Genomic DNA, 21,676 nt, shown 5'->3' with positions numbered 1-21,676 from the left:
CATGAAAATGTTAACAATGAAACGCTTTTTTAAGGTAAGCGCCGTGGCGCTGGCGGCCGGTTTCGCCTGGCAGGCGCAGGCGGCGGATGAGGCAGCGCTGATCAAGCAGGGTGAGTACCTCTCCCGGCTGGGCGACTGCATGGCGTGCCACTCGCTGCCCAATAAACCGGCCTACTCCGGCGGGCTGGCGATCGACTCCGATCTCGGCACCATCTACTCCACCAACATCACGCCGGACAAAACCCACGGCATCGGTAACTACAGCGAGCAGCAGTTCTCTGACGCGGTACGTAAAGGTGTGCTGCCGGACGGCCGCCACCTCTACCCGGCGATGCCTTACCCGGACTACGCCAAGATCAGCGACGAGGACATGCACGCGCTCTACACCTACTTTATGAAAGGGGTGCAGCCGAGCGCCGAGCAGCCACCGGAAACCGACCTGAGCTTCCCGTTCAACCAGCGCTGGGGCATGCTGTTCTGGAACTGGGTCTTCACCACTGACACGCCGTTCAAGCCGATTGGCGGCGCCTCCGCGGAAGTTAACCGCGGGGCCTATATTGTGGAGAGCCTCGGCCACTGCGGCAGTTGCCACACCCCGCGCGGCCTCGGCATGAATGAGAAAGCGCTCGACAGCGGCGAGGATAATTTCCTCTCCGGCGGCAGCCTGAACCACTGGGATGTGCCGTCCCTGCGCGGTGTGCCGCGCTGGAGCGAGCAGGAGATCGTCGATTACCTCCAGACCGGGCGCAATGACAAGGCGGCCGTGGGCGGTGAGATGACCTCCGTGGTGGAGCACAGCTCCTCGCACATGACCGACGCTGACCTGAAAGCCGTGGCGGCCTACCTGAAGTTCCTGGGCGGCAACCCGGCCCTGCCGGCGCGCAATGAGCAGGCAGCGCAGGCCACCGAAGCCAAACTCACGGCAGCGAAAAACCTGAGTGAAGGCGAGCGCCTCTACATTGACAACTGCGGCGCCTGCCACTTTGTCAGCGGCAAGGGCGCACCGGGCATCTTCCCGGAGCTGGACCAGGCGACCATTGTCAACGCGGATGACCCGACCGGCCTGATCCACACCGTGCTGGCCGGCGCGCAGCAGCCTTCCACCGCGAAAGCGCCGTCGACGCTGGCGATGCCGGGCTTCGCCGCCCGCCTGAGCGATGAAGAGGTGGCCGCGCTCACTACCTTCATCCGCCAGGGCTGGAGCAACCACGCCGGTGCAGTGACCAAAGAACAGGTCGCTGAGGTGCGTAAGTCTCTGCAGCACAAAGAGTAAGGCGTTCCCCGCATGGGGAAGGCAGATAAACAAAAGGGCCTCATGATGAGGCCCTTTCTGTTTTTACCGGCAGCCGTCAGGGCTTATCGGCTATCAGCGCCTGTGCGCAGGCCCAGGCGCTGCTCCAGGCCCACTGGAAGTTGTAGCCGCCGAGCCAGCCGGTGACGTCTACCACTTCGCCGATAAAGTAGAGGCCCGGCACGCTGTTCGCCATCATGGTTTTGGAGGAGAGCGCCCGCGTGTCCACGCCGCCCAGCGTCACTTCGGCAGTACGGTAACCCTCGGTGCCGTTCGGCTGTACCCGCCACGCCTGTAAGCTCTCGATCAGCGCCGCCTGTTGCGGGGCGTTGAGCTGCTTTAAGGTTACATCCGGCAACTGCCCCAGGGTTTGCAGGCACTCCACCAGCCGTTTCGGCAACTGCTGCGCCAGCGTGTTCTTCAGACTCTGGTTCGGGTGCGCCTGGCGCTCACGTTCCAGGAACGCCGCGAGATCCAGCCCCGGCAGCAGGTTGACCGTCACAAACTCACCCGGCTGCCAGTAGCTCGAGAGCTGGAGGATCGCCGGGCCGGAGAGGCCGCGGTGGGTGAACAGGATGCTCTCTTTAAAGGTGACGCCGTTTTCCGCCGTCACCACCGACGGCACCGACACGCCGGAGAGGGTTTGCAGGTGCTCCAGCAGCGGTTTGTGCAGGGTAAAAGGCACCAGCGCCGCGCGGGTCGGCAGCACCTTCAGGCCGAACTGCTCCGCCAGCTTATAGCCGAACGGCGACGCCCCCAGCCCCGGCATCGACAGCCCGCCGGAAGCCACCACCACCGCGCGTGCGCCCACTTCCGCGCCGTTCAGCGTCAGGGTGTAGCCGTTGTCGCTCTGTGCGACCGCCAGCACTTCGCTGCGCAGGCGGAGCGTCACCTTGCCCTGGTCACACTCTTTCAGCAGCAGATCCACGATCTGTTGCGCAGAGTCATCACAAAACAGCTGGCCGAGGGTCTTCTCGTGGTAGGCGATGCCGTGGCGGTTAACCAGATCGATGAAGTCCCACTGGGTGTAGCGCGCCAGGGCCGATTTGCAGAAGTGCGGGTTTTGCGACAGGTAGGCGGCAGGTTCGGTATACATGTTAGTAAAGTTGCAACGGCCGCCGCCGGACATCAGGATCTTGCGACCGGCCTTTTTGCCGTTATCCAGCAGCAGCACGCGGCAGCCGCCCTGCCCGGCCAGCGCGGCACAAAACATCCCGGCTGCCCCTGCCCCGATAACGACCACATCAAACTGTTCCACTGCCCTACCTCTGCTAATAAAGTCACTGTATTTACGCGATATGCCTGAATTATCTGCTACATATAAAGAGACATCGGGCCTCTTGCGGCGGAGTATTCAGGCGGCAAATTGTATGTCTGCCCTGCCGGAAGTACCAGCGTAACCAAACGTTAAAAACCGTAAGGCTTATTAACAGCATGATTTCTGTTAAATTTTTTCAAAAAAACCGTGACCGTAACGATGCTTTTGTCAAAAAAAGGTCATATTTTGCTTTCCGATACCCCCCCTTCTCGCGGATAATGCGCCGCGTTCATGTCCACCAACTGGCGTAACGCTTATGCTACATCTGTTCGCTGGGCTGGATTTCCATACCGGCCTGTTGTTAGTCCTCGCGCTCCTGTTTGTCCTGTTCTATGAAGCCATTAACGGCTTCCACGACACGGCGAATGCGGTAGCCACTGTAATCTATACCCGTGCTATGCGTTCGCAAATTGCGGTCGTAATGGCGGGTTTCTTTAACTTCCTTGGCGTCATACTCGGCGGATTGAGTGTTGCTTACGCTATTGTCCATTTATTACCTACCGATCTGCTGTTGAACGTGGGGTCTGCCCACGGCTTGGCCATGGTCTTCTCCATGCTGCTGGCGGCGATTATCTGGAACCTCGGCACCTGGTACTTCGGTTTGCCGGCCTCCAGTTCCCACACCCTGATTGGTGCCATCATCGGCATCGGGCTGACCAACGCCATCGTCACGGACAGCTCCGTGGTGGATGCGCTGAACATCCCGAAAATGGTCAGCATTTTCCTGTCGCTGATCATCTCTCCGCTGGTCGGCCTGGGGCTGGCGGGCGCAGTGGTCTTCCTGCTGCGCCGCTACTGGAGCGGCACCAAGAAGCGCCGCCGCATCCATATGACCCCGGCAGAGCGTGAAAAGGTCGACGGCAAGAAAAAGCCGCCGTTCTGGACGCGTACCGCCCTGATCCTCTCTGCGATTGGCGTCAGCTTCTCGCACGGCGCGAATGACGGCCAGAAAGGCATCGGCCTGATTATGCTGGTGCTGATCGGGGTGGCCCCGGCGGGCTTCGTGGTCAATATGAATGCCACCGGGTATGACATCACCCGCACCCGTGATGCCGTGGTACACCTGCAGCAGTATTATCAGCAGCACAGTGATGCGCTGTCGCAGGTGGCAGTGCAGACCCCGCTGGTACCGACGCCGGAAGAGACCGTGCCGGATACGCCGAAAGAGTTCCACTGTGACAGCAGCCGCGCCCTGGTCGCGATTAACCACGCCCAGGCGCTGCTGACCAACCTGTCAAGCTACAGTGACCTGTCCGTGGAGCAGCGCAGCCATATGCGCCGCCTGCTGATGTGCGTGGCCGACACGGCTGAGAAAGCGGCCAAGCTGCCGGGCACCGCAGCGGAAGACAAGCGCTTCCTCAACAACCTGCGTACTGACCTGCTGGCTACGGTAGAGTATGCCCCGGTCTGGATCATCCTGGCGGTAGCGCTGGCGCTCTCCCTCGGGACCATGGTGGGCTGGCGCCGTGTGGCCACCACCATTGGTGAGAAGATCGGTAAAAAAGGCATGACCTACGCCCAGGGCGTCTCCGCGCAGATGACGGCGGCGGTGTCGATTGGCGTGGCCAGTTACACCGGTATGCCGGTCTCCACCACTCATGTGCTCTCCTCTGCGGTGGCAGGCACCATGATCGTGGATGGCGGCGGCGTGCAGAGCAAAACCGTGAAAAACATCCTGCTGGCCTGGTTCCTGACCCTGCCGATTGCGATTGTGCTTTCCGGCGTGCTCTACTGGCTGGCATTGCAGCTGATTTAACCTGCCACCCCGGCGCTGCCGGGCAGCAGGCAAAGAAAAGGCGGCCCCTGGGGGCCGCCTTTTTTTATGCCGTTTATCGCCTCAGTACCAGATCATCATCGCCACCAGGCTGATGACCACCAGGCCGCACAGGGCACTGGTCAGGATAAATTGCCCGCGGACCCGCGCACAGCGGCGGATAAACTCAGGATCATGATGATCAAGATAGCGTTGGGAATAGATATAGCGCACCAGCCTGATCTGCTTGCTGGGCTGGCCGTGTGAGGTAAAGAACCCCCCGCCGTCCACATACTGGTAGAGCAGCGGATCGCAGCCGCGCAGCACCACCAGTAAGGCCCGCAATGAAGAGAAGTAGCGCGCCATATTGATAACACACACCACACATAATGCCCAAAACAGCGCAACAGTACTGATCATGATCCCCCCTCAGGGCATGGCTCCCGCCGCCGGTCTGTGCCGGCAGGGGAACACGCCCGCCCTGCGTCTGCTTGACTCCTGACATACCGGGGCGTTTACCTGCCTGCCCCTGGATCATCTTTTTATTGAGCTGCCGCAGCCGGCACACGCCGAGCGGTCGCTCCTTATTCAGTGTAGAAAATGAAAAAGTAAAACGGCGTGCCTTAAGAACAATTTGTTCAGCGGAGTGGGTTTCTGTGCGGCGCACTGTGCTGTGCCGTGGCCGGATCACCCCCTGCTGCACAGGCCGCAGGGTGGTTTGCAACCCGGCGTGACCCCCTTCACGCCCCGGCCACCCCGCCGCCGGATCGCCTGCAAAGTAATGATAAAATCTGAACGGCCCCGGAAGCGCTATACTTAACTCATGCTGCTGATATTTCTCACACAAACGCCCAAAGGGAACAGAAAAAAGCGTACTTTTCGGGCGTTGAGGTGTAAAACGGGAACAGGCCACGGCATCCCCGGGCTGCGCCTCAGGTGAAGAGGTTACGCAACAATGGGTTAAGGCGTGGCAATTCAGGGCGAAAAGCATACTGTGCATCACGCAGCCGGGAGCGGCGCGACGAGCTAAAACAACAATGATTCAGGTGGGGCTGCCGGGGCGCGTTCCGGCACCGGATGGCCTCTCAGAAAGTGATTTTTTAACCGGCTTTATGGAAGGAGTACACTTATGGCTTACCAACATATTCTGATTGCTGTTGACCTGTCCCCGGAGAGCAAGATCCTGGTCGACAAGGCGGTTTCAATGGCAAGACCTTACAATGCCAAAGTCTCCCTGATCCACGTCGATGTTAACTATTCCGATCTCTACACCGGCCTGATTGATGTCAACCTGGGGGATATGCAGAAGCGTATCTCAGAAGAGACCCACAACGCACTGACGGAGCTTTCCACCAGTGCGGGCTACCCGATTGCCGAGACGCTGAGCGGCAGCGGTGACCTGGGGCAGGTGCTGGTGGATGCGATCAAGAAATATGATGTCGATCTGGTGGTGTGCGGCCACCATCAGGATTTCTGGAGCAAGCTGATGTCTTCCGCGCGCCAGCTGATTAACACCATCCACATCGACATGCTGATTGTGCCGTTGCAGGATGACGAAGACGAATAACCCCGCACGCAGCGAGACGCCCGCTCCCGCGGGCGTCTTCTTCAGGCCGGTAACGACACCGCATCATCCCCGGCGTCATCACGTGGAATATCACCGTCATTTTCTGCGGCCGGTACGGGCGGCGTCTCCACCGGGGCCATAAACACCGTTTTTGCCGCCGGCCCAATCAGCATCACCGCCAGCCCTTTCGCCAGCCACGCCTCAAACTGCAACTGCTGTAACAGGGTTAAGGCTTTGTCTGACCAGATAAAGAAATTCTCTACCTGATAGCGCTCCAGCTCCGGCTGCGGCAGCGGGTAAGGCAGCAGTTCGACCCTCAGCCCCTCGCTGACCAGCCGGATCGCCTCCAGCCACAGCTCCAGGCTGTCTTTGGCCTGCCAGGCCAGCAGCAGCACCGGCGCGCCCGGCCGCTTGCGGGCGGTGTGCATGGTGAAACTGGCATACTCCATGATGGCCACATCCAGCATCGCCCGCTGTTGCAGCAGCGCCGCCTGGCGGCCGGAGCCGAGGAACAGCCGCAGCGGGCGCAGAATATCATTGACCAGATTCTCAGACGGCACTTCCCGCCCGTAACGCCACAGCAGATGGCGCAGTTTGGCCGTCTCATGGTGTTCAAGGTGGTAGAGCAGCGCCTCCTGCTGCGCCTGCCAGCCCTGGGAAACCTGCTTCGCATCGCCGGAGAGAATCGCCCGGATTTGGGTCAGCGGCACCCCGCGTGACACCCAGTGCAAAATGATATGCGCCCGTGAAATGTCGCTGTCCGAATAGCTCCGTTTGCCGTCAGCGTCCCGCTGCGGTTTCAATAGTCCATGCCGTTGCCAGGAGCGCAGGGTGACCGGGTTGACACCACAGAGTTGTGCCACGACGTCGATGCTATAGAGTGCCATGCCGGTTTCCTTAAATGGGATGGGCGTTTTTTGAACCATACAGAAAATACCGCGTGGAGGGAAATCTCCCGCGGTATCAATAGAGAGAATACAGGTACAAGGTGCCGGGCCGCGTTATCCGCGCCGGCACCTTAACCCGGTACCTTATTTGCCGGTGCCGGGGTAAAGATCAAACCGGTGGGACTTGGTTTCAATGGCTGCCTGCGCGGCAATACCTGCCAGCGGCGGGGCGTAATCCGGGCGTTTTACCACTACCCGTTTGGTCGCCAGCGCCCGGGCCGGGGCCAGCAGCCCATCTGCATCGAGATCCGGCCCGACCAGGGACTGGAAGACCCGCATCTCTTTTTTCACCAGCGCACTCTTCTGCCGGTGTGGGTACATGGGATCAAGATAGACCACCTCCGGCCGCGGGGCAATGTCCGCCAGCGCCGTGAGGCTGGAGGCGTGCAGCAGCGTCAGCCGCTCACGCAGCCAGGGGCCAATCTCGGCATCCTGATAGCCGCGTTGCAGGCCGTCATCCAGCAGCGCGGCCACCACCGGGTTGCGTTCCAGCATCCGCACCCGGCAGCCCAGCGCCGCCAGCACAAAGGCATCGCGCCCCAGCCCGGCGGTGGCATCCACTACGTCCGGCAGGTAACTGCCTTTGATGCCTACGGCTTTGGCCACCGCCTCGCCGCGCCCGCCCCCGAAACGGCGGCGGTGCGCCATCGCACCGGTGACGAAATCCACATAGATGGCACCCAGTTTCGGCTCATCACGCTTGCGCAGTTCCAGGCGCTCCGGCGTCAGCACCAGCGCCATCACGGCGTCATCATCGGAGGTGAGCTGCCAGCGCGCGGCCAAAAGCGATAAGGCGCCGAGATCGGCGCCTTCTTCACAGAGTAAACAGATGCTCACCTGTCAGCCTTTAATGCCGTAGTGGCGCAGCATCGCATCGAGCTGCGGCTCACGGCCACGGAAGCGTTTGAACAGCGCCATCGGCTCCTCAGAACCGCCGCGCGTCAGGATGTTATCCAGGAACGACTGGCCGGTTTCGCGGTTAAAGATCCCTTCCTCCTCAAAGCGGGAGTAGGCATCGGCAGAGAGCACTTCGGCCCACAGGTAGCTGTAGTACCCTGCGGCGTAGCCCCCGGCGAAGATGTGGCTGAAGGCATGCGGGAAGCGGCCCCAGCTTGGGGACGGCACCACCGCCACCTGTTTTTTCACTTCGGCCAGGGTCTCCAGGATCTGCGCGCCTTTCGCCGGGTCATATTCAGCATGCATCCGGAAATCGAACAGGCCGAACTCCAGCTGACGCAGGATGAACAGCGCCGCCTGATAGTTCTTCGCCGCCAGCAGTTTGTCGAGCATCTCCTGCGGCAGCGGCTCGCCGGTCTGGTAGTGGCCGGAGATAAAGGCCAGCGCCTCCGGCTCCCAGCACCAGTTCTCCATAAACTGGCTCGGCAGCTCCACTGCATCCCACGGCACACCGCTGATCCCGGCGACACCGGCGGTGTCGATTTGGGTCAGCATGTGGTGCAGGCCGTGGCCGAACTCATGGAACAGCGTGGTCACTTCGTTATGGGTGAACAGCGCAGGTTTGTCGCCGATCGGGCGGTTAAAGTTGCAGGTCAGGTAGGCGACCGGCTTTTGCAGCTCGCCGTTGGCTTTGCGCAGGCTGCCCACGCAGTCATCCATCCAGGCGCCGCCGCGTTTGTGCTCACGGGCGTAGAGGTCAAGGTAGAAGCTGCCGCGCAGTTCGCCGTGCTCATCAAACAGGTCAAAGAAGCGTACTTCCGGGTGCCAGGTGTCTACGTCCTGGCGCTCTTTGGCGGTGATGCCGTAAATGCGTTTCACCACCTCGAACAGGCCGCCGAGCACACGCTGCTCTGGGAAGTAGGGGCGCAGCTGCTCATCACTGATGGAGAACAGGTGCTGTTTCTGCTTCTCGCCGTAGTAGGAGAGGTCCCAGGCTTCCAGCGCGTCCACGCCATAATGTTCTTTGGCAAAGGCGCGCAGCTGGGCCAGCTCCTGCTCGCCTTGCGGGCGGGCGCGTTTCGCCAGATCGTTTAAGAAATCGATGACCTGCTGCGGGCTTTCCGCCATTTTGGTCGCCAGGGATTTCTCCGCGAATGAGGCGAAGCCCAGCAACTGGGCCAGCTCATGGCGCAGCGCCAGCTCTTCCGCCATCACGGCGCTGTTGTCCCACTTCCCGGCGTTCGGCCCCTGATCGGAGGCGCGGGTGCCGTAGGCGCGGTACATCTCTTCACGCAGCGCCTGGTTGTCGCAGTAGGTCATCACCGGCAGATAGCTGGGGATGTCCAGGGTCAGCAGGTAACCCTCCTGCCCTTTGGATTCGGCCAGCGCCTGTGCGGCGGCCAGCGCGCTTTCCGGCATCCCGGCGAGGTCGTTGACGTCGGTGATCAGTTTGCTCCAGCCCATGGTCGCATCCAGCACGTTGTTGCTGTAGGTCGAGCCGAGCTCCGACAGGCGGGTAGAGATTTCCCCGTAGCGCTTCTGTTTTTCCGGCGACAGGCCGATGCCGGAGAGTTCGAAATCACGCAGCGCGTTGTCCACCGCTTTCTGTTGCGGCGCGGTGAGCCGGGCGAAGTTGTCGCCCTCTTTCAGGTCGCGGTAAGCCTGGTACAGGCCGGCATGCTGGCCGACCCAGGTGCTGTATTCGGAGAGCAGCGGCAGGCACTGTTCATAGGCGGCGCGCAGCTCCGGGCTGTTTTTCACGGAGTTCAGGTGGCTGACCGGCGAGAAAATGCGGCTCAGGCGGTCATCGGACTCGGCCAGCGGCTGGCAGAGGTTATCCCAGGTGTAGGGCCCGCCCTGCGCGACCACGCTCTCGACCGTTTTGCGGCACGCATCCAGCGCGGATTCCATCGCCGGCACAATGTGTTCAGGTTCAATTTTGGAGAACGGCGGCAGGGTAAAAGGCGTCAGCAACGGGTTTGTCATAGGGCAGTCCTGTTTGTCGTTGTGGGCCGGTCGCCTGTTTCTGCGCCCGGCTGTCAAGGCGCCTCAGCGCCCTTTTTAAAGGCCAGTCATTAACATGAGGTCAAGTGTAGTGAAAATCAATGCACCCCGTGGCCCGTCGCCTCACTCTCAGCGGGTGCGGCGCGGTTTTCTGCGGGAACGGTATAATTTTCTGCGGGTGCGGCAGCGCTGTCTGCCGGGGCCGCGGCCTGGTTGATCTGCGCCACGGCATCGCGGCTGGCGGCCAGACGCGCCTCACCGGTCAGCTCATGCAGGTGGCCGGTGCGCATCTCCAGCAGACGGTCAGCGTGTTCGAAATAGTGATCGTCGTGGCTGATGGCGACGACCGTCTTGCCCATCTTGTGCAGTTGCGGCAGCAGTTCACGGTAGAAAGTGCGGCGGAACTGCGGGTCCTGATCGGCGGCCCACTCATCCAGCAGCAGCACATCCCGCTGCTCGGCCACTGCCATCAGCAGCGCCACGCGCTTGCGCTGGCCCTGGGAGAGCTTCAGGTTAGTCACCTCGCCCTCTTTCCAGGTCAGTTTTTCCGCCATGTTCAGCCGCGTCAGCCAGCTCTGCACCAGCGCCGCATCCGGCTCGCTGCCCTGCGGCCCCATGGCGCGGCCAAACAGGTGGAAATCGGTAAAGACGGCGGAGAACAGCGCCCGGTAAGCGGGCAGCGTCTCTGCGGTGACCGGCACACCATCCACCAGCAGGGTGCCGGAGGTCGGTGTGTAAAGCCCGGTCAGCAGCATCGCCAGCGTCGATTTGCCGCTGCCGTTGCCGCCGATCAGGAACACCAGTTCGCCCCGGCGCAGCGTCAGGTTCACCGGGCCAACCTCAAACCCGGCCCCGGCGTAGCGGAAGGTGACGTCGCGCAGCTCCAGCGTCTGCCACTGTGGCGGGGCGGAGGCGGCCGGGAAGCCCGGCTGGTGCGGCACCAGCTCCAGCGCCTTGAGCTTGCGGAACGCCACCTGCGCGCTGAGCAGCACCGGCAGCGCGCCCACCGCCTGCAACAGCGGGGTGCGCAGGAACAGCAGCGTCAGGGAGTAAGTCGCGGCCACCGCGGTATTGGCCCAGCCCAGGCGGTTCGCCATAAAGAACACCGCCCCGATGGCCCCCAGCATCATAATATTTGACCAGTTCACGGCGCTGAGGTGGAAGGTATCGGCACGGATCACATGGCGGCGATAGGCCTGCGCATGCTGCTGGTACTCTTCTTCAAAGATATGGCGGGCGCGGCTGCGGTTCAGCGTCAGCTCTTTGCGGCCGTCAATCACCGTCTGGTAATCCTGATAGAGCGCATCCTCGGCCTCGCGCACGCTGCTCAGGTGGCGGTAGACGCGCGCCACCAGCAGCCAGCCACCCACGATGGTCACCACCAGCCAGAGCGCGGTGACCACCAGCATTTTCGGCGACAGCCAGCCCAGGTAGAGGGCGCAGCCCACCGTCAAAATGATCCCCTGCAACAGCTCCGGCAGGCGCACAAACGCCAGCGTGATGTTGCGGATGTCACTGCTCAGGCTCGCCTGCAACTGGGCGCTGCCGATCTGCTCAATGCGCGCCACATGGGTATCGAGAATCCGTTTGATGTATTCGCCGCGCAACTGGTAGACAAAGTGGTGCCCCAGTGTGGTCAGCGCCAGCTGTGAGCCGAGCGTGACCGCCATCAGCAGCACCAGGAAGCCCAGGAACTCCGGCAGCACCGCCAGTGAACCGCCGAAGCTGTTGATTAAGCGGGTATTGATGAAGGCGATAAGGCCGATACCCAGCGCGGCGCTGGCCAGGCTGAGCAGGATTACCATCAGAAAAGGCCAGCGGTACTGGCGGAACACAACGCGCAACAACTCCATGGGCTTTGGCTCTTCAATGAATTTCAATGCGTTGGCATTGTAATGGTGAGGGGGGTGATAGCAAGGAGAATAGCGGCCGGCGCGCGATTCCTGGAACCTGTCTCGCAGAGGGCAAAAGGCTTTTCCCTTTTTCACCGCCAGACAGTTTATACTGTGCCGCATGCCTCCCTGCCGCACCCGGCAGGGCGTTGCTTTATCGCCCCCGGCGCCCCTGAGCGCCTGCCGCCTGCCCGCCAGGCGGGTGCGGTGCGGCGATTGCCATTTTGCCTGATGTCGCAGTGCATCCTTAAAAACCGGAACCTTTACCGCCATGCTTAGTTACCGCCACAGCTTCCACGCCGGCAACCACGCCGACGTGCTGAAACACACCGTTCAGAGCCTGATCATTGAGTCGCTGAAAGAGAAAGAGAAACCTTTCCTCTATCTGGACACCCACTCCGGGGCCGGGCGCTACCAGCTCAGCGGCGAACATGCGGAACGCACCGGGGAGTACCTGGAGGGCATCGGCCGCCTCTGGCAACAGGAGAACCTGCCGGAGGAGCTGGCCCCCTATCTGGATGCGGTGCGCGCGTTTAACCGCACCGGCACGCTGCGTTACTACCCCGGCTCCCCGCTGATTGCGCGCCACCTGCTGCGTGAGCAGGACAAGCTTCACCTGACGGAGCTGCACTCCAGCGACTACCCGCTGCTGCGCAGTGAATTCCAGAAAGATGAGCGGGCCAAAGTGCTGAGAGCAGACGGCTACCAACAGCTGAAATCGCAGTTGCCGCCGCTTTCACGCCGTGGGCTGATCCTGATTGACCCGCCGTATGAGATGAAAACCGACTATCAGGATGTGGTGAAAGGGATTCAGGAAGGCTACAAACGCTTTGCCACCGGCACCTACGCCCTGTGGTACCCGGTGGTGATGCGCCAGCAGATCAAACGCCTGACGCGCGATCTCGAAGCCACCGGCATCCGCCGTATCCTGCAGATTGAGCTGGCGGTGCGCCCGGACAGCGACCAGCGCGGCATGACCGCCTCCGGCATGATTGTGATTAACCCGCCGTGGAAGCTGGAGCAGCAGATGAACAACGTACTGCCGTGGCTGCACAAGACGCTGGTGCCGACCGGCAACGGCCACACGCTGGTGAAGTGGATCGTCCCGGAGTAAGGGGAAGGGCCGCGTTATCTGCTGCGCTTCCCGCCCCTCTGCGGGCGGGTGCCGTCACACCTCAAAGACCGCGAAGTCCCGCGCCAGCTCGGTGTTGGGGAAAATCGCTCGGCACTCGGCCAGCAGTTTCTCGCACTCGGCAAAGCTGTAGCGCGAGCTGAAATGGGTGGCGATCAGCCGCTTCGCCCCGGCCAGCCGGGCCGCGGTGGCGGCCTGTACGGTGGTGGAGTGGCCGCGGCCGTTGGCCTTTTCCGCCATCGCCGCTTCCAGCGTGGTTTCATGCACCATCAAATCCACCCCGTCGGCCAGCAGGTCGGAGACCGGCGTCGGCGCAGTGTCACCGAAAATCGCCAGCGATTTCCCTTTGGTGGACGGCCCCAGATAGGCGCTGCCGTCCACCACCCGGCCGTCGGGCAGCGTCACGGTTTCGCCCCGTTTCAGCTGCTGGAACCACGGCCCGCGCGGCACGCCGTCCGCTTTCAGCCGTTCGCCATCCAGGTAGCCCGGCTTGTCGTGCGCCTGAACCCGGTAGCCGTAGCACTCCACCACATGGTTCATCGGCCAGGCGGTGACCCGGTTTTTGCCGTCATCACACACCTCACCGGCGGCGATCTCCACAATCTCCAGCGGGAAGGTCACAAACGAGCTGCTGAGGGTCAGGCTGGTTTCAATAAACGCGCGGATGCCCTTCGGCCCGTAGACCGTCAGCGGCTCGGTGATCCCGCCCATAGAACGGCTGGTGAGCAGGCCCGGCAGGCCGAAAATGTGGTCGCCGTGCAGGTGGGTAATGAAGATTTTCTCCAGCCTGCCCGGTTTGAGCGGGCTGCGCATGAACTGGTGCTGGGTGCCTTCGCCGCAGTCAAACAGCCAGGTGCCGCCGCTGCGGCTGTTGCACAGTGTCAACGCGATGGCCGTGACGTTACGCTGCAAACTCGGGGTGCCGGCACAGGTGCCGAGAAAGGTCAGGTGCATGCTATGCTTCCATCTGGTTAAACATTTGTAACTGAAGAGATCGCTATCGCCCTATCACAATCATAGGTGCAAACTTTGCGGCGATTGGCCGAGTAGCGTTAAACTCTACCTCAATTTTTCTTTTCATCTCTATGGAACACATTCGATGACCAAACATTATGACTACCTTGCAATTGGTGGCGGCAGCGGCGGCATCGCCTCAATCAACCGTGCAGCCATGTACGGCCAGAAGTGCGCGCTCATTGAAGCCAAAGCCCTGGGCGGCACCTGCGTCAACGTAGGTTGTGTACCGAAAAAAGTGATGTGGCACGCCGCGCAGATTGCGGAAGCGATCCATAACTACGGCCCGGATTACGGGTTCGACACCACCGTGAACGCGTTCGACTGGAAAAAACTGGTCGCCAACCGTACCGCCTACATCGACCGTATCCACACCTCTTACGACAACGTGCTGGGCAAAAATAACGTCGAGGTGATCCGCGGTTACGCGCGTTTCGTGGATGCGCACACCGTGGAAGTGAACGGTGAGAAGATCACGGCTGACCATATCCTGATCGCCACCGGCGGCCGTCCGAGCCACCCGGACATCCCAGGTGCGGAATATGGCATCGACTCTGACGGCTTCTTCGATCTGGACGAGATGCCGCAGCGCGTGGCCGTGGTCGGCGCGGGTTACATCGCCGTAGAGATTGCCGGGGTGATGAACGCCCTGGGCGCGCAAACCCACCTGTTCGTGCGTAAACACGCACCGCTGCGTACCTTCGATCCGCTGATCGTGGATACGCTGGTGGAAGTGATGAACACCGAAGGCCCGCTGCTGCATACCGAATCGATCCCGAAAGCGATCGTGAAGAACGACGACGGCAGCCTGACGCTGCACCTCGAAAACGGCAACGATTTCGTTGTGGATTGCCTGGTCTGGGCGATTGGCCGTGAGCCGGAAACCGACAACCTGAACCTCTCCGTCACCGGGGTGAAAACCAACGAAAAAGGTTACATTGAGGTCGATAAATACCAGAACACCAGCGTGCCGGGCATCTACGCCGTGGGTGACAACACCGGTGCCGTTGAGCTGACCCCGGTTGCCGTGGCCGCCGGCCGCCGCCTCTCTGAGCGCCTGTTCAACAACAAGCCGGACGAGCACCTGGATTACAGCAACGTCCCGACCGTGGTCTTCAGCCACCCGCCTATCGGCACCGTGGGCCTGACTGAGCCGCAGGCCGTTGAACTGTATGGCGAAGATGAAGTGAAAGTGTACAAATCCGCGTTTACCGCCATGTACACCGCCGTGACCCAGCACCGCCAGCCGTGCCGCATGAAGCTGGTCTGCGTGGGCAAAGAGGAAAAAATCGTCGGCATCCACGGCATCGGCTTCGGTATGGACGAGATCCTGCAGGGCTTCGCCGTCGCACTGAAAATGGGCGCGACCAAGAAAGACTTCGACAACACCGTCGCGATCCACCCGACCGCAGCGGAAGAGTTTGTCACCATGCGCTAAGCGCAGTGCACCCCCACAAAAAGGCCGGAATCATCCGGCCTTTTTTATTGCCTGCGGTTTGCCGTCAGCGGTAATAGATGGCGACCGGGCGGCCGCGCACCTGCTCAATACTGACCTCCGTATCAAAGATCGCCTCCAGTACCTCGGCGCACATCAGGGTCTCCGGCGTGCCGCGGCAGACCACCTGCCCCGCTTTCATCGCGATGATGTAATCGGAGTAGGCAGCGGCGAAGTTGATGTCATGGATCACCAGAATAATGGTTTTATGCAGCTCATCCGCCGCGCGCCGCAGCTGCTTCATCATCGCCACCGCGTGCTTCATGTCCAGATTGTTGAGCGGCTCATCCAGCAGCACGTAGTCGGTATCCTGGCAGAGCACCATCGCCACATAGGCCCGCTGGCGCTGGCCGCCGGAGAGCTCATCCAGATAGCGATCTTTCAGCGGCAACAGGTCAAGAAACGCCAGCGCCGTATCGATATGCCGGCGATCCTCCTCATTGAGCCGCCCCTGCGTGTAGGGGTAGCGGCCAAAGCCCACCAGATCGTACACCGTCAGACGGCTGGTGAAGTGGTTCTCCTGCCGCAGCACCGAGAGGCGGGTGGCGAGCTGCTTGCCGGGCGTGTGCGCCACGTCCAACCCGCTGACCAGCACCTGCCCGGCGTCCGGCGTGAGCAAACGGCCAATCACCGACAGCAGGGTCGATTTCCCGGCCCCGTTCGGGCCGATAATCGAGGTCACGCCACCGGCCGGGATGGTCTCTGCAATCTCATGCAGCACCCGCGTCTGCTGGTACTGTTTGCTGACACGCTTTATCTCAATCACACCGCCGCCTTTTTAACCAAAAGAATGATAAACAACGCGCCGCCGACGAACTCAATCACCACCGACAAAGTGCCCGCCATACCCAGCAGGCGCTCCAGGATCACCTGCCCGCCCACCAGCGTAACCACGCCAATCAGGAACACGCCGGGCAGCAGGTGGCGGTGGCGCGAGGAGCCGACGACCTGATACGCGAGGTTCGCCACCAGCAGGCCGAGAAACGTCAGCGGCCCCACCAGCGCGGTGGAGACCGCCACCAGCAGCGACACCAGCAGCAGGATCAGCGTGACATGCCGCTGATAGGCGAGGCCCAGATTGATCGCCGTCTCCCTGCCGAGCGCGATCACATCGAGGCTGTGGCGCATCCGCCAGATCGCCAGCGCCGCCAGCGCGCAGATCACGGCGGCCAGCGCGATGATCTCCGGCGCGGCGCGGGTGAAGGTGGCAAAAATACGCCCCTGGAGGATGGCAAAATCCCCCGGTGAGAGCAGGCGTTGCAGCAGGCCGGAGACGCTGCGGAACAGGGTGCCGCACACCAGCCCCACCAGCAGCACGCGGTGCAGGTCGAGGCCCGCACCGCCCAGCAGCCAGCGGTAAAGAAACAGCGAGAACACCAGCAACAGCAGGGCGTCACAGAGGAATTTCCCGCTGACCCCCAGGTACGCCAGGCCGTTAGCATCGATGATAAAGATCAGCAGCGTCTGGATCAGGATGAACAGCGCTTCCAGCCCCATGATGGAGGGGGTCAGGATGCGGTTGCCGGTCACGGTCTGGAACAGCAGCGTGGCGGTGCCGGAGGCAAAGGCCACCAGCAGCATGGTCGCCAGGATCAGGCCGCGGTGAACCAGGATGTAGCTGATGTTGCCGCCGAGGCCGATCGTCATAAACCCGGCGGCGGCGCATACCGCCAGTACGCCGAGCAGCAGCAGCCGCTTCGCCGGCAGGCTCAGTGGGCCGCGCCGCGCCGGGGCGTGATACTCAGTGTGAGTGGTCTCTTCAGCCTGCATGGCGGGGTTTCCTTATGATCAGGGCCAGAAAGACCGCCGCGCCGATGACGCCGAGGATCACGCTGACCGGGATCTCGAACGGTGCGATGATCAACCGGCCGACGATGTCACACAGCAGCACCAGCCCGCCCCCGGCAAAGCAGACCCACGGCAGGGTGCGGCGCAGGTTGTCGCCCATCGCCATGCTGACGATGTTGGGCACAATCAGCCCGAGGAACGGCAGCACGCCGATCACCACCACCACCACGCCGCTGATCACCGCGATGATCGCCATGCCCGCCAGCATCACCCGCTGGTAATTCAGCCCGACATTCACTGAGAACTCTCGCCCCATCCCGGCCACGGTGAAGCGGTCGGCGATCAGGCAGGCAATCAGCGTCAGCGCGCCAACCACCCACAGCAGCTCATAGCGCCCCTGCAAAACGGCGGAGAAATCCCCTGACTCCCAGCCGCCCAGCGACTGCAACAGGTCAAATTCCATCGCCAGAAAGGTGGTAACGGCGCTGAACACCGCCCCCAGCATGATGCCGGCCAGCGGCACCATCAGCGGCGATTTCATCCTCATCCGCCCCAGCAACAGAATAAACAGCAGGGTGCCGCCCAGGGCAAACAGCGTCGCGACCAGCATTTTTACGATAACCGGCGCACCGGGGTGGATCACCATCACCAGCAGCAGCCCCAGCCCGGCTGACTGCGTCGTCCCGGCGATAGAGGGTTCGACGAAGCGGTTCTGGGTCAGCATCTGCATAATCAGCCCGGCCACGCTCATGGCGCTGCCGGCCAGCAGCAGCGCCAGCGTGCGCGGCACCCGGCTGAGCAGGAAGATGTCGCGCATTGCCGGGTCAGACCAGAAGCCGGCCAGGGTCACCTGCCCGGCCCCGATAAACAGGCTACAGGCCATCAGGCCCAGCAGCGTCGCCAGGCCGGTGAGGGTAAGGAGCTTCATCGTGGGTTACTGCGCCGCCGTGCTGTCCAGCGCGGTGCTGACTTTGTCCATCAGCTGGGTATAGCTCTGGATGCCGCCGGCGATGTAGAGCGAGGCGGAATCCAGGTAGATCACCCGCTGGTTTTTCCAGGCATTGGTCTTCTCAATCAACGGGTTATCCAGCACCTGTTGGGCGGATTGCCCCTCAGCGCGGCCGATGGCGTTGTCGCGGTCCAGCACAAACAGCCAGTCCGGGTTGGCGTTGAGGATGAACTCGGACGAGACCACGTTGCCGTGCTTGCCGGTCTGCGGGAAGGTGGCTGCCGGGGTGAAGCCCAGCTGATCAAAGATAAAACCGAAGCGGGAGCCGGCGCTGTAGGCGGACATCTTTCCGCCGCTGATCATAATGATCATTGCCGATCCGGCGTGGGCCGATTTCTGCTTAATTTTTTCCGTCTGCGCGGTGAAGTTCTCCAGCAGGGTTTTCGCTTCCGTCTGCTTGCCGAAAATCTCGCCCAGCTGGTTGGTGCGCTGCGCCAGGCTCGGCATAAAGTGCTGCGGATCGATATCCAGCGCGATGGTCGGCGCGAGTTCGCTCAGCTTGTCGTAGGCGTCATGGGCGCGGCCACCGGCGATGATCAGATCCGGTTTGGCGTTGCTCAGCGCTTCGTAATCCGGCTCAAACAGCGTCCCGGCGTTCAGGTAGCTGCTGCCGCTGTATTTGGCCAGGTAGGACGGCAGATGCGTGCTGGACTGCGGCACCCCGGCCACCGGGATCTTCAGGGCGTCGACGATGTCCAGCGTAGCCGGGTTAAGCACGATCACCTTCTTCGGGTTCAGCGGCACCTGCGTGTTGCCCTGCGCATGTTCCACGCTCAGGGAGGCACCGGCCGTGGACTGCGCGGAAGAGTCATCACACCCGGTCAGGGCAAGGGAGGCCGTCACGAAGGACGCAAACAGAGCAGCACGTAAACGCATTTCATCTCCTGGAATCGCTGAGTAACCACTGATTGCAAATATTAATCATTACTATTCTTATTTGATGCCGGGATGATACCCGATCCGGGGCCACGCTGAACAGATTCCCTTTTAGCCCGCCTTTTCTCCGTTATGGCCCCCTGATTTCTTCTAAGCCCGATAAGTTTTGAATGATTTATTAATCACTTATTTACATCTCTGCCTAAAAAACCGCCTTTTTTTCACGATTGGACAAGTACTGGATGAATTGTGAGGAAATTATGAAAATTACTGTTTCGCTATTTAAATAAAAATGATTATCATTACCATACGCATTTACTTACAATTTCATATAAAAAACAGGGGCTTTTCTTAATGGACACCACAAAATCTTACCGTCTCCGGCCTTGTGCAGTGGTATTGGCGGGGCTGATGAGCGGAAGTGGTTATGCGGCAGACGCGACGCCGCCGTTATCCGGGGACGATGGCGAAGTGATGACGGTGCAGGCCACGGCGGCTGAGGAGCTGAAACAACAGCCGGGGGTGTCGATCATCACCGCAAAAGATATTGAGAAAACGCCCCCGGTTAACGACCTGTCAGACATCATCCGCAAAATGCCGGGTGTGAACCTCACCGGTAACAGCGCCACCGGCAGCCGCGGCAATAACCGGCAGATTGACATCCGCGGCATGGGGCCGGAAAACACGCTGATTCTGATTGATGGGGTGCCGGTGACCTCACGCAATTCCGTGCGTTACAGCTGGCGCGGCGAGCGTGACAGCCGCGGCGACAGCAACTGGGTGCCGCCGGAGATGGTCGAGCGCATCGAAGTGCTGCGCGGCCCGGCCGCCGCCCGCTACGGCTCCGGCGCGGCCGGCGGCGTGGTCAATATCATCACCAAACGCCCGACCAACGACTGGCACGGCTCCCTGTCGCTCTACACCAACCAGCCGGAAAACGATAAAGAGGGGGCGACGAAGCGCGCCAACTTCAGCCTGAACGGCCCGCTGGCGGGAGACGCGCTGACCATGCGGCTCTACGGCAACCTCAATAAAACCGACGCCGACGCCGCGGACATCAACACCGCGCAGAACGGCTCCTACGCTGCCGGGCGTGAAGGGGTGCGCAACAAAGACATCAACGCCCTGCTCTCCTGGAAAATCACGCCGACGCAGATTGTGGATTTCAACTACGGCTACAGCCGCCAGGGCAATATCTACGCCGGGGACACCCAATACAGCAACGGCAACCTCAGCCCGAATGGGCTGGTGTCGACCCTGTATGGCGACGAAACCAACCGGCTCTACCGCCAGACTTACGGCATCACCCATAACGGCATCTGGGACTGGGGCCAGTCCAAATTTGGCGTCTATTACGAAAAAACCAACAATACCCGCCTGCAGGAAGGCTCCACCGGCCGGGTAGAAGGGATGATCAACAGTGACGCCTATAACACCAGCCGCCTGGAGAACTACCGCACCAGCGGCGAACTGAATATCCCGCTGGATCTCTGGGCCGACCAGACGTTGACCGTCGGCGCAGAGTGGAACCGGGAACAGCTCGACGACCCGGCCTCGATGACGGCGACGAATGCCACGGGCGTCACCATCGCGGATGTGTCGGGCGACCCGGCCGGCCGCAGCAGCAAAAACAGCGCCGAGCTGAGCGCGCTCTATATCGAAGACAATATTGAGGCGATCCCCGGCACGGTGATCATCCCCGGGATACGTTTCGACTACCACAGCAAATTCGGCGGCAACTTCAGCCCGAGCCTGAACGCATCCCAGGATCTGGGGGAGTATTTCAAACTTAAAGCCGGGATCGCGCGGGTATTCAAAGCGCCGAACCTCTACCAGTCCAGCGAAGGTTACCTGCTCTCGACCCGCGGCAACGGCTGCCCGACCAACATCGCCTCCGGGAGCTGCTACCTGTTGGGCAATGACGACCTCGACCCGGAAGTCAGCATCAACAAAGAGATCGGGCTGCAATTCAGCCGCAGCGGCTATGAGGCGGGCGTCACCTATTTCCGTAACGATTACAAAAACAAAATCGTCTCGGGGACGGACATCATCGGTTACGCCTCTAACGGCTATAACATCCTGCGCTGGGAGAATGGCGGCAAAGCGCTGGTGGAAGGGCTGGAAGCGAACCTGACGGTGCCGGTTATCCGTGACAGGCTCGACTGGCGCACCAATGCCACCTACATGATCACCTCGGAAGACAAAGAGACCGGCAACCCGCTGTCGATCATCCCGAAATACACCATTAACACCATGCTGGACTGGCAGGTCACGGAGAAGCTCTCCACCAACCTCACCTGGACGATGTACGGGCGGCAGAAGCCGCGTGAATACGCCGAGATCCGCAACGAATCAGGGTCGATGTCCGATCGTGAAGTGGGTGCCTATTCGGTGGTCGGCATCGGTACCAATTATGAGCTGGTGAAAAACCTGCGCCTGAATGCCGGTATCAGCAACCTGTTCGATAAACAGATCTACCGCGAAAATGACGGCGCCTCGACCTATAACGAGCCGGGCCGCGCCTATTACGCCGGTGTGACGATGTCGTTCTGAGTATTTCTGCAGAAACCACTGCGCTATAAACACCCATTAAAAACGCCGGATACCCGGCGTTTTTTTCACGCCGCGCTGCCGGGGCCGCGCTATACCGGGGGCGGTGTACCGCTGACAGACACAAAAAAGCCCGCATCATG

At 61.2% G+C, this 21,676-nt stretch carries 16 protein-coding genes and 1 pseudogene; 6 read left to right on the top strand and 11 right to left on the bottom strand.

Features of this window, described 5'->3' with window-relative positions; translation table 11 throughout:
• The first annotated feature begins 1 nt into the window (after position 1).
• Entirely contained in the window at positions 2 to 1,273 is a 1,272-nt protein-coding gene (locus CYR32_RS07835; protein ID WP_101823831.1) for a c-type cytochrome, read from the top strand.
• Positions 1,274 to 1,349: 76 nt separating this feature from the next.
• Here CYR32_RS07835 and CYR32_RS07830 read toward each other — a convergent pair whose 3' ends face one another.
• Complete coding sequence (locus tag CYR32_RS07830) at positions 1,350 to 2,549, bottom strand: BaiN/RdsA family NAD(P)/FAD-dependent oxidoreductase (RefSeq protein ID WP_101823830.1); 1,200 nt, start codon at positions 2,547 to 2,549, stop codon at positions 1,350 to 1,352.
• Positions 2,550 to 2,865: 316 nt separating this feature from the next.
• Between CYR32_RS07830 and pitA the strand changes: the two genes are divergently transcribed.
• Entirely contained in the window at positions 2,866 to 4,365 is a 1,500-nt protein-coding gene (gene pitA, locus CYR32_RS07825; RefSeq protein WP_101823829.1) for an inorganic phosphate transporter PitA, read from the top strand.
• A gap of 81 nt (positions 4,366 to 4,446) precedes the next feature.
• On the opposite strand, the gene uspB is transcribed toward pitA, so the two are convergent.
• The gene (gene uspB / locus CYR32_RS07820) at positions 4,447 to 4,782 is read right to left on the bottom strand and encodes a universal stress protein UspB (RefSeq protein ID WP_072927611.1); all 336 of its coding nucleotides are present in this window, start codon (positions 4,780 to 4,782) and stop codon (positions 4,447 to 4,449) included.
• 709 nt (positions 4,783 to 5,491) lie between these two features.
• On the opposite strand from uspB, the gene uspA reads away from it, so the two are divergent.
• Complete coding sequence (uspA, locus tag CYR32_RS07815) at positions 5,492 to 5,929, top strand: universal stress protein UspA (protein ID WP_101823828.1); 438 nt, start codon at positions 5,492 to 5,494, stop codon at positions 5,927 to 5,929.
• 41 nt (positions 5,930 to 5,970) lie between these two features.
• Here the strand turns inward: uspA and CYR32_RS07810 are convergent, their stop codons facing one another.
• From CYR32_RS07810 to CYR32_RS07795, 4 genes and pseudogenes are all read right to left on the bottom strand, one after another.
• Positions 5,971 to 6,816, bottom strand: coding sequence for a MerR family transcriptional regulator (locus CYR32_RS07810; protein WP_241523783.1), 846 nt, complete (start codon positions 6,814 to 6,816; stop codon positions 5,971 to 5,973).
• A gap of 144 nt (positions 6,817 to 6,960) precedes the next feature.
• Positions 6,961 to 7,713 (bottom strand): 16S rRNA (guanine(1516)-N(2))-methyltransferase RsmJ, encoded by a 753-nt coding sequence (gene rsmJ / locus CYR32_RS07805; RefSeq protein WP_101823826.1) that lies wholly within the window; start codon positions 7,711 to 7,713, stop codon positions 6,961 to 6,963.
• Between the two features lie 3 nt (positions 7,714 to 7,716).
• Entirely contained in the window at positions 7,717 to 9,759 is a 2,043-nt protein-coding gene (gene prlC / locus CYR32_RS07800) for an oligopeptidase A (RefSeq protein ID WP_101823825.1), read from the bottom strand.
• A gap of 236 nt (positions 9,760 to 9,995) precedes the next feature.
• A pseudogene (locus tag CYR32_RS07795) lies at positions 9,996 to 11,630 on the bottom strand (multidrug ABC transporter permease/ATP-binding protein); the annotation flags it as partial.
• A 310-nt stretch (positions 11,631 to 11,940) separates the two neighbouring features.
• Between CYR32_RS07795 and CYR32_RS07790 the strand changes: the two are divergent.
• The gene (locus CYR32_RS07790; protein ID WP_101823823.1) at positions 11,941 to 12,783 is read left to right on the top strand and encodes a 23S rRNA (adenine(2030)-N(6))-methyltransferase RlmJ; all 843 of its coding nucleotides are present in this window, start codon (positions 11,941 to 11,943) and stop codon (positions 12,781 to 12,783) included.
• A gap of 54 nt (positions 12,784 to 12,837) precedes the next feature.
• On the opposite strand, the gene rnz is transcribed toward CYR32_RS07790, so the two are convergent.
• Positions 12,838 to 13,755 carry a ribonuclease Z gene (rnz, locus tag CYR32_RS07785; RefSeq protein ID WP_101823822.1) on the bottom strand — a complete coding sequence of 306 codons (918 nt, stop codon included), beginning with the start codon at positions 13,753 to 13,755 and terminating at the stop codon, positions 12,838 to 12,840.
• Between the two features lie 145 nt (positions 13,756 to 13,900).
• Between rnz and gorA the strand changes: the two genes are divergently transcribed.
• On the top strand, positions 13,901 to 15,253 hold the full coding sequence (gene gorA, locus CYR32_RS07780; RefSeq protein WP_101823821.1) for a glutathione-disulfide reductase: 1,353 nt from the start codon (positions 13,901 to 13,903) through the stop codon (positions 15,251 to 15,253).
• A 64-nt stretch (positions 15,254 to 15,317) separates the two neighbouring features.
• Here gorA and CYR32_RS07775 read toward each other — a convergent pair whose 3' ends face one another.
• Genes CYR32_RS07775 through CYR32_RS07760 form a run of 4 tightly spaced genes read right to left on the bottom strand, consistent with a single transcriptional unit; the run spans position 15,318 to position 18,983 of the window.
• Positions 15,318 to 16,076 (bottom strand): iron ABC transporter ATP-binding protein, encoded by a 759-nt coding sequence (locus CYR32_RS07775; protein ID WP_101823820.1) that lies wholly within the window; start codon positions 16,074 to 16,076, stop codon positions 15,318 to 15,320.
• On the bottom strand, positions 16,073 to 17,080 hold the full coding sequence (locus tag CYR32_RS07770; protein WP_206602445.1) for an iron chelate uptake ABC transporter family permease subunit: 1,008 nt from the start codon (positions 17,078 to 17,080) through the stop codon (positions 16,073 to 16,075). Before CYR32_RS07770 ends, CYR32_RS07775 begins: the two co-directional genes overlap by 4 nt.
• Entirely contained in the window at positions 17,070 to 18,026 is a 957-nt protein-coding gene (locus CYR32_RS07765; protein WP_101823819.1) for an ABC transporter permease, read from the bottom strand. Before CYR32_RS07765 ends, CYR32_RS07770 begins: the two co-directional genes overlap by 11 nt.
• 6 nt (positions 18,027 to 18,032) lie before the next feature.
• Entirely contained in the window at positions 18,033 to 18,983 is a 951-nt protein-coding gene (locus CYR32_RS07760; protein ID WP_101823818.1) for a siderophore ABC transporter substrate-binding protein, read from the bottom strand.
• A 354-nt stretch (positions 18,984 to 19,337) separates the two neighbouring features.
• Between CYR32_RS07760 and CYR32_RS07755 the strand changes: the two genes are divergently transcribed.
• Positions 19,338 to 21,536 carry a TonB-dependent siderophore receptor gene (locus CYR32_RS07755; RefSeq protein WP_101823817.1) on the top strand — a complete coding sequence of 733 codons (2,199 nt, stop codon included), beginning with the start codon at positions 19,338 to 19,340 and terminating at the stop codon, positions 21,534 to 21,536.
• Positions 21,537 to 21,676 lie beyond the last annotated feature (140 nt).

It is taken from the genome of Chimaeribacter coloradensis, assembly GCF_002858715.1.
GTDB classification, from domain to species: domain Bacteria; phylum Pseudomonadota; class Gammaproteobacteria; order Enterobacterales; family Enterobacteriaceae; genus Chimaeribacter; species Chimaeribacter coloradensis.
The sequence above is the reverse complement of the archived record's forward strand: the minus strand, read 5'-3'. Positions and strand labels throughout refer to the sequence as shown.

What these genes read in the sequence shown, in the direction of transcription:
- uspB (WP_072927611.1), bottom strand. Translation starts at nt 4,782, where the DNA reads ATGATCAGTACTGTTGCGCTGTTTTGGGCATTATGTGTGGTGTGTGTT.
- CYR32_RS07760 (WP_101823818.1), bottom strand. Translation starts at nt 18,983, where the DNA reads ATGCGTTTACGTGCTGCTCTGTTTGCGTCCTTCGTGACGGCCTCCCTT.
- CYR32_RS07755 (WP_101823817.1), top strand. Translation starts at nt 19,338, where the DNA reads ATGGACACCACAAAATCTTACCGTCTCCGGCCTTGTGCAGTGGTATTG.
- uspA (WP_101823828.1), top strand. Translation starts at nt 5,492, where the DNA reads ATGGCTTACCAACATATTCTGATTGCTGTTGACCTGTCCCCGGAGAGC.
- CYR32_RS07810 (WP_241523783.1), bottom strand. Translation starts at nt 6,816, where the DNA reads ATGGCACTCTATAGCATCGACGTCGTGGCACAACTCTGTGGTGTCAAC.
- CYR32_RS07790 (WP_101823823.1), top strand. Translation starts at nt 11,941, where the DNA reads ATGCTTAGTTACCGCCACAGCTTCCACGCCGGCAACCACGCCGACGTG.
- CYR32_RS07835 (WP_101823831.1), top strand. Translation starts at nt 2, where the DNA reads ATGAAAATGTTAACAATGAAACGCTTTTTTAAGGTAAGCGCCGTGGCG.
- CYR32_RS07765 (WP_101823819.1), bottom strand. Translation starts at nt 18,026, where the DNA reads ATGAAGCTCCTTACCCTCACCGGCCTGGCGACGCTGCTGGGCCTGATG.
- prlC (WP_101823825.1), bottom strand. Translation starts at nt 9,759, where the DNA reads ATGACAAACCCGTTGCTGACGCCTTTTACCCTGCCGCCGTTCTCCAAA.
- CYR32_RS07770 (WP_206602445.1), bottom strand. Translation starts at nt 17,080, where the DNA reads ATGCAGGCTGAAGAGACCACTCACACTGAGTATCACGCCCCGGCGCGG.
- pitA (WP_101823829.1), top strand. Translation starts at nt 2,866, where the DNA reads ATGCTACATCTGTTCGCTGGGCTGGATTTCCATACCGGCCTGTTGTTA.
- gorA (WP_101823821.1), top strand. Translation starts at nt 13,901, where the DNA reads ATGACCAAACATTATGACTACCTTGCAATTGGTGGCGGCAGCGGCGGC.
- rnz (WP_101823822.1), bottom strand. Translation starts at nt 13,755, where the DNA reads ATGCACCTGACCTTTCTCGGCACCTGTGCCGGCACCCCGAGTTTGCAG.